14 protein-coding genes are annotated in these 12,965 nt (G+C 37.4%); 2 read left to right on the top strand and 12 right to left on the bottom strand.

The window, feature by feature from the left end; genetic code table 11:
* Positions 1-9: 9 nt before the first annotated feature.
* The 4 genes from ABES52_RS07710 to ABES52_RS07695 all read right to left on the bottom strand — a co-directional run bounded on the left by ABES52_RS07710 (position 10) and on the right by ABES52_RS07695 (position 4,950).
* Positions 10-1,899 (bottom strand): LTA synthase family protein, encoded by a 1,890-nt coding sequence (locus ABES52_RS07710; RefSeq protein WP_429650561.1) that lies wholly within the window; start codon positions 1,897-1,899, stop codon positions 10-12.
* Between the two features lie 291 nt (positions 1,900-2,190).
* Positions 2,191-3,159 carry an ROK family glucokinase gene (locus ABES52_RS07705; protein WP_429650559.1) on the bottom strand — a complete coding sequence of 323 codons (969 nt, stop codon included), beginning with the start codon at positions 3,157-3,159 and terminating at the stop codon, positions 2,191-2,193.
* A gap of 14 nt (positions 3,160-3,173) precedes the next feature.
* Positions 3,174-3,383, bottom strand: a complete 210-nt coding sequence (locus tag ABES52_RS07700) for a YqgQ family protein (protein ID WP_429650557.1) — start codon at positions 3,381-3,383, stop codon at positions 3,174-3,176.
* Positions 3,384-3,498: 115 nt separating this feature from the next.
* Positions 3,499-4,950, bottom strand: a complete 1,452-nt coding sequence (locus tag ABES52_RS07695; protein WP_429650732.1) for a spore germination protein — start codon at positions 4,948-4,950, stop codon at positions 3,499-3,501.
* 129 nt (positions 4,951-5,079) lie between these two features.
* Between ABES52_RS07695 and ABES52_RS07690 the strand changes: the two genes are divergently transcribed.
* On the top strand, positions 5,080-5,955 hold the full coding sequence (locus tag ABES52_RS07690) for a hypothetical protein (RefSeq protein WP_429650555.1): 876 nt from the start codon (positions 5,080-5,082) through the stop codon (positions 5,953-5,955).
* A gap of 182 nt (positions 5,956-6,137) precedes the next feature.
* Positions 6,138-6,305, top strand: a complete 168-nt coding sequence (locus tag ABES52_RS07685; protein WP_429650553.1) for a hypothetical protein — start codon at positions 6,138-6,140, stop codon at positions 6,303-6,305.
* A 70-nt stretch (positions 6,306-6,375) separates the two neighbouring features.
* Here the strand turns inward: ABES52_RS07685 and ABES52_RS07680 are convergent, their stop codons facing one another.
* The 8 genes from ABES52_RS07680 to ABES52_RS07645 all read right to left on the bottom strand — a co-directional run bounded on the left by ABES52_RS07680 (position 6,376) and on the right by ABES52_RS07645 (position 12,913).
* Positions 6,376-6,561, bottom strand: coding sequence for a hypothetical protein (locus ABES52_RS07680; protein ID WP_429650551.1), 186 nt, complete (start codon positions 6,559-6,561; stop codon positions 6,376-6,378).
* Between the two features lie 295 nt (positions 6,562-6,856).
* Positions 6,857-8,035, bottom strand: a complete 1,179-nt coding sequence (locus ABES52_RS07675; RefSeq protein WP_429650549.1) for a rhomboid family intramembrane serine protease — start codon at positions 8,033-8,035, stop codon at positions 6,857-6,859.
* A 106-nt stretch (positions 8,036-8,141) separates the two neighbouring features.
* Positions 8,142-8,321 carry a protein YqgO gene (locus ABES52_RS07670; protein ID WP_429650547.1) on the bottom strand — a complete coding sequence of 60 codons (180 nt, stop codon included), beginning with the start codon at positions 8,319-8,321 and terminating at the stop codon, positions 8,142-8,144.
* 99 nt (positions 8,322-8,420) lie between these two features.
* Positions 8,421-8,990, bottom strand: coding sequence for a 5-formyltetrahydrofolate cyclo-ligase (locus ABES52_RS07665; protein ID WP_429650545.1), 570 nt, complete (start codon positions 8,988-8,990; stop codon positions 8,421-8,423).
* Between the two features lie 76 nt (positions 8,991-9,066).
* Positions 9,067-9,216 (bottom strand): 50S ribosomal protein L33, encoded by a 150-nt coding sequence (gene rpmG, locus ABES52_RS07660; RefSeq protein WP_429650543.1) that lies wholly within the window; start codon positions 9,214-9,216, stop codon positions 9,067-9,069.
* A 62-nt stretch (positions 9,217-9,278) separates the two neighbouring features.
* Positions 9,279-9,884, bottom strand: coding sequence for a hypothetical protein (locus ABES52_RS07655; RefSeq protein WP_429650541.1), 606 nt, complete (start codon positions 9,882-9,884; stop codon positions 9,279-9,281).
* 35 nt (positions 9,885-9,919) lie between these two features.
* The gene (locus ABES52_RS07650) at positions 9,920-12,244 is read right to left on the bottom strand and encodes a glycosyltransferase family 4 protein (RefSeq protein ID WP_429650539.1); all 2,325 of its coding nucleotides are present in this window, start codon (positions 12,242-12,244) and stop codon (positions 9,920-9,922) included.
* Between the two features lie 12 nt (positions 12,245-12,256).
* Positions 12,257-12,913 carry a DUF4912 domain-containing protein gene (locus tag ABES52_RS07645; protein ID WP_429650537.1) on the bottom strand — a complete coding sequence of 219 codons (657 nt, stop codon included), beginning with the start codon at positions 12,911-12,913 and terminating at the stop codon, positions 12,257-12,259.
* Positions 12,914-12,965 lie beyond the last annotated feature (52 nt).

Genomic DNA, 12,965 nt, shown 5'->3' with positions numbered 1-12,965 from the left:
GCATGTCGTTTATTTTGCTTCCTTTGTTTCAAAATAGTAATTTTCTTTGTCATAGAAACGTAATAAGTCACCGTAAATTACTTCGTCAGAATACTCAAGTTCTTTCGCCGCTTTTTCCATATATGGTTCACAGTAAGAACGATCAACTGGCTGCTCTGTTTCTTTTGAGTAGCACACATTGTCGGTAAACACATAATCCGCAGTTATAAAGCTTCCATCGCGTAGAACGGCGAAATCTTCATGATCTTCGCTGAACAAGTCAGCACCAAACTGAAGATCGTTTTTCGTTTCAATTCCTAAAAGATGAAGGAGCGTTGGACGTAAGTCAATTTGACCTCCTACTTTGGAAATAACTTTCCCTTGATGACCAGGAATATGAATGATTAACGGTACTCGTTGTAATTGCGTACTTACAAAAGGAGTTACTTCTTTTCCTAAATATTGTCCCATAGCTTCATTATGGTTTTCAGAAATTCCGTAATGGTCTCCATACATAACAATGATGGAATTTTCATACAAACCAGCATCTTTCAACTGTTGGATAAAGTTTTTCACCGCTTCATCCGTATAGCGAACCGTCGTGAAATAACGGTTGACTGTTTTATCATCAGAAGTAAATTCATCAATAAACTTATCTTCTTCTTCTACAATGAACGGATGATGGTTCGTTAACGTAATTAATTTTGTATAAAACGGTTGAGGCATTTCCTTCATATGAGCAATAGATTGTTCAAAGAATGGGATGTCTTTTAATCCCCAACCAACGGAGTTTTCTTCCGTTACTTCATAGTCTTTCATAGAGTAGTAGTAATCGTATCCAAGAGATTGGTACATCACGTCACGGTTCCAAAAGCTTTTATTGTTGGCATGCATGCCAGCTGTAAAGTATCCATGTTCTTTCAACACTTTAGCCATTGAATTATATTCATTACCTGAATGGGTAAAGAATACCGCTCCACGGCTAATTGGGTAGAGGGAATTATCAAGTAAAAACTCAGAGTCGGATGTTTTTCCTTGACCGGTTTGATGATAAAAGTTTTCAAAGTAATAACTTTCTTTAATAAATTCATTTAAGAATGGCGTAATTTCCTGGCCATTCACAGTGTTATTAATAACAAAGCTTTGTGTGGACTCTAACGTAACAATAATTAAGTTTTTTCCTTTGGCAATACCAAATAATTCATCATTCGGTTTCGCATAATTGGCCTTCACGTAGTTTTCAATTTCTACTAAATTACTTCCATCCGCAAGGGCTCGTTGCGCAGAAGACTTAGATTGAAGATAAATATCATATAAGTGATAGTTGTATGTTCCAATATTTTTGACCAAGATTTCACGGTCAAACGTACGCGTTAACAACTCTGGTCGTTCTGTTTCAGCTAAGCCAAGGTTGAAGAACATAACAGCAATTGTAAATAGGAAATAAGCTCTTCTTTTAACTTTTGTAAATGAAGCCAATTCGACAAGCGTAGGAAACCATTTCACAATAACCAATAATAAGATAACATCTGTAAAGTAAAAAATATCCGTTACCTCTAATAATTCAGTAACACTACCACTTTTTCCTAAGTCAGCAAAGTTGCTTGTTTGAAATAGAACAGGTAACGTCAAGAAATCGTTAAAAAATCGATAAAACGCTGCGTTTGCGTATAATACAAACGAAACGATAAAGCTCGTTATTAAAATGTAGAGAACTCGTCTTTTTTCACTTTGAAAAAACAGGCTGAGTCCGAAAATAAACAATAAAAAGCTTAACGGGTTGATAAACAAGATAAACTCTTGCATTGCATTTTCAATCGTTATATCAAAGCTAGTTTTATAGACAATGTACGTTTTTAACCATAGGAGTATCGTTGCTAAGGTAACCAGTGATATCCTAGGTAGTTTCACATTCTTCATCGCGAAAACCTCCTAGTTGGAAAAAATTTCTAAAAACTTACATTTTTTAGGATATTAACTACAACAATCAGTAACTATCTTAATACTTTTTTTACAAAAAATCAAACCGTTCTTTAAAGATTTTAAGTAAAATACTATTTTCAATGGTATTCCTCGACTCATTTTTTTAGACGTACATACCTATAAAAAAGTTTCGGTTTTCGGAAAAAATTTATGACCGTCATTTTTCACCTAACTACTCATTGGAATGAAAAAGAGTTCTCCTACATGGAAAACTCTTTTTGGAACCGGTTATCGTTGCAAAAGATGTTTAGCAAGCCATGCCGCTCCAATCACTCCGGCATCATTACCAAGGGTAGCTAGCGCTAATTTGGTAGAGGTGCGAACTGTCGGAAACGCAAACTGATCAAAATACGATTTTATCGCCTCAAGAAGCATATTCCCTGCTTTTGACACCCCACCGCCAATCACAATGTATTCCGGATTTAATGAATTTCCTAAATTGGCTAATGCTAAACCAAGGTAAAAGGCTAGTTGATCAACAGCCTTTTCAGCCAATTCATCTCCTACCTTAGCAGCATCAAATACATCTTTAGCCGTTAACTTGTCTAATGATTTTTGGCGTAACGAAGAAGGGGTGTCTTCCTTAGCTAGCAGCTCTTTTGTCATTCTCACAAGACCTGTAGCAGAGGCAACCGTTTCGAGGCACCCAGTTTTACCGCAGTTGCACAATGCACCACCTTGCGGAATAACGGTAATATGCCCAATTTCACCAGCGGCACCATTGACACCGTGAACAATATGTCCGTTCGAAATGATGCCACCGCCTACTCCAGTTCCAAGCGTTACACAGACGAGCTCTTTCGCTCCATCTCCCGCTCCTTTCCACATTTCCCCAAGAGCGGCACAGTTAGCATCATTTTCCGCAATGACCGGTAATCCTGTCTCTAGCTCTAACATATCTTTGAGTGGGTACTCGTTTTCCCATCCTAGATTGACAGCTCCAAAAATTATCCCGCGTGAAACATCAACAGGACCTGGTGCTCCTAAACCAATACCGAGAAGCATTTCTTTCGAATGGCCGAGCTGTGCTAACATCGTATCAATCGATTTGGCGATATGAACGATGATGTGCTTTCCTTTGTCAGAAACATCTGTTGGAATTTCCCACTTATGTACAATTTCACCATACCAGTTAAGAAAAGCTATTTTGGTCGTTGTTCCACCTAAATCGACACCGACTAACCATTTATCTACCATTTGTTTCTCCCCACTTATTTCGATAATCTCTTTTCCTTTTCTCTCTCTATTTCTTGTCTTAGTAGAAGCATTGCCGTTTGAAAATGACGAGGCTCAATTAATTGAGACTTAAATAATTCGCGTAATTCCTCTTCCATTAATTCTAAATCAGCTAATCGATCACCAATATAAATAATAGTTCCATATTGTTTTAAAAATTGCTGAATATCGTAGATGCTTTTCACGATTTCACCAGCTTCCTACATCATTACGTACATTAGTATAGTGGATGACGGTTCATGTGACAAGGAGCATCCAGTTGTTAATACAAAGTTATTAAAAGTAATCTCACCACTCACCTTACCGATCCGGATCTTGTGGATGTAGAAACGTAGGCCGACGATTTTTCAACGGAATCGGTGAACGGATAAAGACATCCCGGAACGCACGATAATGAAATGGAATAAATGGCCATAAATACGGGATACCGAATGCTTTCATTCGAACTAACAGGAAGATCCATAAAAATGTCCCAATGACAAAACCAATCACCCCGAACGCCGCCGAAGCGAGCAATAACGCAAGTCGAACTAATCGATTAGCTAAACTCATCTCGTAACTAGGGGTCGCAAACGAACCTATGGCTGCTATAGCTAAATATAAAATAACTTCATTCATAAATAATCCTACTTCGACAGCCACTTGGCCAATCATTAAGGCAGCGACTAAACCGAGAGCTGTTGCTAATGAGGAAGGGGTATGAATGGCTGCCATTCGGAGCATATCAATCCCTATTTCAATGATAAAAAATTGAACAATCAATGGTAATGCTCCCTCTTCATTCGGACCAATAAAAGATAATGCTTCAGGAAGCAAGGATTCATTTTCGGCCAACAAATACCAAAATGGTAAAAGAAAAATAGACACCCATACAGCCAAATACCGTACGAGACGTAAATAAGCCCCCACTAATGGTTTGTTGCGATATTCTTCGGCATGTTGTAAATGGTGCCAAAAGGTTGTAGGTGTAATCATAACGCTTGGAGACCCATCAACGATAACACAAATATGCCCTTCAAACAAATGAGCAGCCGCTGTGTCTGGCCGTTCTGTATAGCGAATCACCGGATAAGGGTTCCAATGTCTTCCAGATATATATTCTTCTAATGTTTTTTCCGCCATTGGCAGACCGTCCGTATCAATCTTTGACAACGATTCCTTTAGTTTGGCCACGGAATCTGGATCCGCGATATCTTCTAAATAACAAATGACGACATCGGTTTTGGATCGTCTTCCGATTTGCATATATTCCATGCGTAACGACCGATCACGGATTCTTCTTCTCGTTAAAGCAGTATTAAAAACAATTGTTTCCACATATCCATCTCTGGACCCTCTTACGACACGTTCAATATCCGGTTCTTCAGGACCTCGTACAGGATACGTTCTAGCATCGATGATAATTATCGGGTCAATTCCTTCCACAACAAGTGCTGTTGGCCCCGAAAGAACGATGTCTACGACCTCTTCTAAATCGTTGTTCGTTTCTACTTCTACATAGGGAATGTACGTTTTTAATAATTGATCTAACGGTTTATTTTCTAATTGGTCTTCTCGTAGACTAGACAAATGCTTCATTAAATAATGTAAAATATCGTCTTTTACAAATCCATCAACCATAAAAAGGGCCATATTTCGTTCAGCATATACTAAGTCGAGCTTGATTACATCAAAATTTTTGTCTACCGCTAACGTTTTTTCTAAAAAGGTTACCTTTTCATCAAAGGAAAGTTTCGTCTCTTCCAATGTCATCACCTCATACGTACCAAACTCTAGAACCATCATTGACATTGGAAGAAAAAAACATACATTAAACATAATTTTCCCGACCGCTCATATAATGGAGGTATAGCGGACAAACCTAACGGAGGAAACAATTTTATGAAGCAAAAATATATGATTGTGGCCGTATGGCTGCTCATATGTTCCTTCATCGTTATTATAAAAACAGAAAAACCAGTACGTGAAAGTATCATCTTTTTCCCAATTAATCAAAACATTCGTTTTCAAACGGCTAGTACGGTGTTAACGTTAAAAGAAGAAAAACGAAACGATTATTTTCAAGTCGTTTGGAAGATTATGTCGAAGCTACAAGAGGACGCTTATTTACGTCAAGATATCGGCCTTTTGTATGAAAATGGTAGATTAAAAGGAAAAATGAATGGATGGGAACAAAACACGGATCGAATTGTCGAAAGTATGATTGTATTAGGACAGGAGAGCAGCTTATATCAAGCCATTTCATTTCATTATGCCGAAATCCATGACAATCAGACGGATGACATTACGAGTGCCCAAACGATGACAAACGATCATTTGTACGTTATTGATTCCAATTTTAGCCCCCTTACTTCATTTCGAGAAGCAAGTAATAACTTAGAAGAGGAATGGGAACACATTTTAGACCATGTTACGAAACAGCAATTACAATATACTTGGACGAAAGGGTTACAGATATTTAAGATCAATAGAAGCGATTATATAGAAATTCCGTTAACTTCCTTACACACGTACGAACATGAACCCTTCCCATCTTTTTCTATTGAAGACACTCAAATCATTATCGGAAACATTTGGGAAGGTTTGTACAAAAACTATTTTCTCGGAATAAAAACAAAAGACGGCGTGGTTGATCCGTTAAACAGTATAGTTCCCCTAATTTTGTTCCCTAAAAAAGGGAATCAATTGCTTATTTTAATCGTAACAGGAGATCAAGAACCTTTTTTACTAAAGCAACAACTTCCCACTTCAAATTAAAAATCAAAATATTTAAACTTAAATAGATAGCTAAAGGATATTATGTTTAATTTAAAGCAAATATCCTTTTTTTATTACTTCTTAAAACCTTAATTGAAATTTACTTGTCAAGTATAAGTACAGAGTTACTAAAATAGAGCAATTTTTCGCATACTACATCATATGAGTGGGAGGTGAATAGAATGGGTAGCTGGAACAAACAAGCAAGTAGAAATAACAATATCCAACCCAATTTAAAGTTTATCAATGAGGAACAAGCAGAAAAAAAAGTTCAGTTTAGCGTCCAAAATCAATATGGAATAGAAACAATGATACAAGAAGTAAAAGACGTAAAACCTCCACTGAAATGACAATAGAAACAGCAATCTGTTTTAGCGGATTGCTGTTTTGCATCATTAAAAAGATATATCCAGATGCGTTCTATAAATTTTCATTTTGTTGCTTTATCTCATCTTCACCAATTATTGCATTTGCTTTTTCTAAATTTTTGTGTTCATCTACGGAGTCTCCTGCGATATTCTTTGGTTCTTCAAGTGGATCGTATGCTTGAATAGTAATCTGTTCTTTTTTAGCTGCTGGCGTTAAATAATCTTCAGTCCTTTTCATACATGCAACTCCTTTTAATGAAGGTCTCCGTACTTAGTTTAGCTCAACGGTTCCCTTTTTACTCCCTGTTAGAAGGGGAAAGAAGACTCTCCGCAAAACCGTTTCCTTTTCACATCGTTACACTCTCTTTACCACGATTTGCTACTTCCCCCAAAATCGATTTATTTCCACCTCTTAGCCATTAATAGCTTTTAGCTGGACATACAAATTAAAGATAAAAGGACATCACATATTACTCCATACGAATATGCAATGTACTTAAGAGGCTTTAAAGGCGATTAAAATTTCTTATATATTATGCTAAATAATCTATTTGAAGACCGTACCACATCCCAATGATTACAAGGGCAATACTTATTACGAAAAATAGAAGTTGTACCCACTGAAAACGTTCCTTTGGTAAATGTACAATTCCTGCTGCTAAAAATCCTCCGATAAGTCCCCCAATATGTCCAGCATTATCAACAGCCGGAATGATAAAGCCAATCAGAAGATTTATTCCTAACAACATCAGTAAGTTAGCTCCCATTGTTCGAAAAAATAAAGATGGACGGCGCACACCAAAATAAAGAAGGGCTCCAAAACAACCAAAAATCGCTCCACTAGCACCTGCAGATAACGATGGTGACAAAGCAAAACTAGCGACCGTACCAAAAATACCGGAAATGATATAAATCATTAGGAATCGACTATTCCCAAAAATTCGTTCGACGATGGAACCGAAATAATATAAAGCAAGTGAGTTCATCAATAAATGAAGTAATCCGATGTGTAAAAACATCGGTGTAATAAGCCGCCACCATTCCCCCTCTTGAATGAGTGGATTAAATTTTGCTCCATACTGTATTAACGTTAATGGGTTTTGGCTTCCCCCAGCCCATTCCAACACCATAAACATCATGATTTGAATAACTAAAAAGAAGTAGGTAAAAAGAGGTTTCCCTACCGTAAATAAGGCTTTTTCCTCTTTTTCTTGTTTAATGGATGTAAGAATTGTTGCCTGCTGTTTCCACATCACATCTGCCGACGATACTTGGTTAATGGGTGGAAACGGAAGCGGTTGTTGTAAATGACCTGCGATTTGATTCCAGTTGGCAAATGTATGATCAAGAATAATCGACGTGACCTTTGTTCTAGGTGCCGATTGTTCTGAATATGGTTTTTCCAATCGAAATTCATAATCATCAACAGGGGGATACATCGAAATGTATATATTTAAAATGTCTAATTCTCGTTTAAATCGTTCTTTTCGTATTTGTTCACCTCGATATGCGGTTTGCTCTATATCCCTTTTCAGCCAATTGCTCCAATCGATATCAAAACGGTGCAATCGAATCAAGGGAAACGGCCCTTTTCGATTCCGTTCAAACCATAGCTCTCGCTGGTTTTCAGACAATTTAATTAACCGATAATCTTCTTTATTTACAAGATGAAATGCGAGGCTCCAAAATACATAATCTAGTTGAACAATCAATCATCCGTCCCTACCTTCACCAAATTTTGGGGAATTGTTTATTATTTTTATTTTATCTTACTTTCAACAGAATGCACATTATTTTGATTCATAAAAAAAAGCGGGGTTATCCCCCGAATATTGAAACGATGCGTGAACGGAACCAAGGAATGTTCTCAATGACGCGTACAAATAGTTTTTGTACCATTAGACTACCTAATAACATATTGACAACACGGTATCGAAATCGTTGAATTAGAAAAAAACATAATACTCCAACGAGTATCAACCAAATTTTTTTGTTCATCGTCATCCCTCCTATTTGTAGTGTGTAACATCCTAAGAAATTTATCCTTTTCTCTACATGAAAGGGAATGCGAGGATATCAGAAAACAGCCTAGATCTTTTATTGTGTGGTACAATTGATGAACTCATGTTCCGTAATTATTTGTTGAACAGGTATATCATGGGGTTCATTCGGAATATGATCAATTAGTTGACAAGAAAAAGCTAGTGATACCGTTTTCCCCTGATAGTCTTGTAAGTATCGATCATAATACCCTCCACCAAATCCGATACGATATCCCGATTGGTGAAAAGCTACTCCCGGGACGATCAGTAAATCGATTTCCTCTTTTCGAACTTCTTCAGTTTCTAAAAGTTTCGGTTCATATAAATCTAAATACACATTTTCAAGTTGTTTGAATGATTCAATGACGTGAAAATTCATGCTCCGCTCTTTTGGAAAGCATCGAGGGACAACGATACGTTTTCCTTCTTGCCACCCTTTTCGTATAATTTGCCACGTATCGACTTCTGGACGCCGAGAAATGGTGACACCTATTGTTGAACTATGGTTCCATTCATCGGTTTGAAACAATTTTTGAGAAATTTCAAATGAGTTTTGTTCATATGTTAGCAGGTCCATAGTAGCTAACCGTCGTAGAATCTGTTGACGCCATTCTTTTTTATTCATGGTGTTCATCCCCTTTGTTTTACATTTACGAATCGATTTCGTGCAAAGAAAAAAGCAGCAGGAATGTTCCTACTGCTTACTTTGTTTCGCGGTGTAAAGTTACGCGCTTTTCACGTGGGCAATATTTTTTTAGCTCAAGACGGTCTGGATTGTTACGCTTGTTTTTTGTAGAAATATAGTTACGCTCACCGCACTCAGTGCAAGCTAAAGTAATATTTACACGCATGCTATTCCCTCCAATACTTCATTCACATGTTGTTCATCTTCTCATACGACTTTTCTATCATATCACTTTTTTGAGGGAAATGCTAGTCTGTTTTTTAATGCGTAATGCATTTTTAGTACTTCCTCGTCGTCTGATCCATGAACCATCCAAATATTAGCTCCCGTTTCAGCAAATGGATCGAGGGTGAACTCAAACATCATCATCCCCATGACAAAGCCTTTTCCACATGGACGGTAAGAAATTTTTCCTTTTTGTAAGTAGGAATGTATTTTTTTATTTAATTGTATAGAAATTGGTTGAATCGACGGAGTCACAGCATACGACTTTAACACATGTCCATTCATTAAACTCCAGCCCTTACCGTAATAATGCCATATAGAATGATGCTTAGGAGAAACGTAAGCAAAATGGTCCTTCCCATAAACCTTTGGTTCATAAAATACGAACAATTTGACTAACTTCATTTCTTCCTCTCGATTAACAATTGGAATTTGAATCCAATCAATACCAACCGATCTGTACTCTTTTATAAAACCAAAGGTGACTCCTCCTACGCTCTCCTCTTGATGAACCGGTTCTTCTACACAGCGATATTCCCCGTTCACCCAAAGCACAATCAACGGGTTGATGGTCTCAGGCACAATACGTAACGTTTCTATATTTTTCATTCGGCGTCATCCTTAATTTATTTTTTTACAATCAATCACTGACCAGTACCTTCATTTAGCTGTGCTTCTATTTGAATGTCTTTCATGATACGAACCGTTTCTTCTGCAATTCGGTCCCAACGGTACAAATGTGACGCAACTTCTTTTCCGTTAAGCGCTAATTTATGAGCTAATCTGCCGTTTGTTAGGAGGCGTTGTAAACAGTTTACAAGGCTTTCAGGATGATTCGGTTCCATAAATAATCCTGATACACCTTCTTGCACAATTCCTTTAAAACCACCTGTTTTCGACACTATAATCGGTACTTGAGCCGCCATAGCTTCAATAGCTACAATTCCAAAAGGTTCATACGTACTTGGAAACACGGAAGCATAGCTGCTTGCTAGAAGAGCGTTTCGCTCTAATTCGTTGATATATCCAACAAAATGGACATGTTCAGCAATTCCTTTTTCTCGTACCATTTGTCGATAAATTTCAAGTAGCGGTCCTGTTCCCCCTATGACAAAAACAATATCGAGACGGTCGGCTATTAGTTTTTGGGCTGCTTCAATTAGTGTGTCAAACCCTTTTTCTTTTACCATTCGTCCAAACGATGAGATGATTTTTTTTCCTTTAGGAACGAGAGAAAACTTCTCCAATTGTTCAATTCGGAAAGCGGCTTGTAATTCATCTACATATACTCCGTTTGGAACGACAGATACTTCTTTCTCTTGAAGAGAAAAAATTTGTTGAACTTCGTCTTTCATAAATTCGCTACATACGATTAGATGATGGGAAGCTTGAATCAACTCTTCTTCCGCTTGATGGATAAACGATTGAAGTGAGGTATATATACCTTGATTTCGCCCAAATTCTGTTGAATGAATCGTTGATAGTAAAGGAAGTGAAAATTTATTCTTTAATACTTGAGCAGCGGTTCCCACCATCCAGTCGTGTGCATGGATGACATCAATTTTCTCTTTTTGAAGAATAGAGGTCGCTTTGATAACAAGTGCTTGGTTTAACATCCCTACCCATTTTTTAAAATCTGCCTCTACTACATGCAACGGTATGACCCGATGGACATGGACCCCATTGACAAGTTCTTCTGCTGGTAAAGAATGTTTATTGGCAGTAACAACATGAACCCGTATGCCTTTCTTTACTAACGATTGGCTTAAATCATAGACGTGACGAGCGAGACCCCCTATTGTATTTGGAGGAAACTCCCAGCTTAACATAAGAACAGAGAATGGATGGTTTGTTTTTGGCTCTTTCCGTCCTCTTCGATTGATTTTTCGCGGTTGTTCTTTACCAAAAGCAAATAATCCTTCACGATATTTTAGAAAATGGGAGTTAATATGTTGATTTTCAAGCTGGTCCTTTAATTGCATAAATGATTCTTCAAATTGACGAATCAATGGTTCTACATAAGCAGGCGGCTCCTTTAAAGCTAACAAATGCAAATACATCATCCACTCTTTTTGTAGTTGCTTTCGAACCCGATCAACCATTGAATGGCCGCTATTTTGTAATAATGAAAGGATGTGCTCCATCCTATGAGCTGTTTTTAGTTTTGATAAAACGTGCTCTTCAACGATCGACCGCTCTTGTTCCATTTGCTCATACGTAAACGGGAAGTGAACAATGTGTTGCCATGACTGTTCGTTAGAATAGGTTAAAGAGGACGTTTCATTTTGTAAAACCGACCAATCCCCTTTTACGGTATACCGTTTCACTTTTCGTTCATTCGCTATGTCTTCCTCTTTTTTACCCACAGGAATGACTACCCAGCCGTAAGGAGTGATTCTTCCCTGTTTTTGTCCCGGTACTTCCATTAAAAATGTTCCGCGAATTCCTTTTTGCAATAAATATCGCTCAAGTCCAGGTACGTAGGCCATCGAAGGTAACCACAACCAAGCTGGTTGCTCTTTAACGTATTGTTGCCATATGGAAATGGTCATATCTACTTGTAGTGTGAGTCCATAGTGAGTTCGTAAAAGTGGAAGAGGAAAATCGCTCACTATAGTTGGTAGTAAGATTAATTGGTTCTTTCGTTGGTACGACTGAATGATTTTCGTTATTGATTGATCGTATTTTAACCAAATATACAACCATTCCCTTTTTCTTTCGTCTTTGGCATATTCGTTGAGGATATGAGTCATTCCCTCTTGAAATTCTTTGGATTCAAAAAGTGACAAAAAAAGAGGATTTAATACAACGATATGACAGGGAGATGGAGATTGTTCCAAATGTTCTATGATACTAAACCATTGTTGGGCATGCCAATGCATGTAATGGATTCCGTCTTGTTGTTTTAATAGCCTTAAAGGAATGTACGGAATGGATGGTTTCCATACAAGAGGAACTTCATTTACCATAATACCCCTCCACTAATTATTTATATAGTACGAATAAACTGAAACGTGCTCAACCCATTTCGGCTGCTGGTCTTCACCGCGGACATAGCGTCGAATATTTTGCTGAAACTCATCTGGCATAGCCTCATTCATCAATGGAACATGAATCGTATTTGATCGGAGAAGTGGAAGAAAATCGTGATGATGTTTTAATCCAAGTTCGACGCAGTAACACCGGTTTCCCTTTAACCCTTTGAGCATCCATTCTTCACAATGTGGAGGAATCGGTATTTCAAAAATGGAATGAGCATTAGAGCCATTGAAATGAATGTTTGTTACGTCGTAAACACGGAGGCACAATTTTTTCTCATTACTTAACTCACGATAATAAAGCGCTACGGTATCCCAAACTTCGTTAGAGATACTCCAGTAAACAAAAGCTTTCGTTGGTTGAATGAGTGTTAAAAACATATCATTTGTTTCCGAGAAGAATTGAAAGGTCGGGAAATGGTCTGCAGGAGTATTGACTTTCGCGGTCCGTTTTTGGTCATCAATAGAATCAGGTTGAATTTTTCCTTCTTTGTATTTTTTCCATTGATATTGAACTTTCCCTACCGTTGTATTTAATTCCTTTGCAATTTTTCGAAATGATAGACCTCGCTTTCTTAAGTCAATAATTTGTTCAATCACTGTAAGTCACCTCATATAAAATTATAAATATATGAATCAAGTGAAAAATTAT

It is taken from the genome of Aeribacillus pallidus (assembly GCF_050478865.1).
Taxonomy (GTDB): Bacteria; Bacillota; Bacilli; order Bacillales; family JACDOC01; genus JACDOC01.
This window is presented reverse-complemented; position numbering and strand designations above follow the sequence as displayed.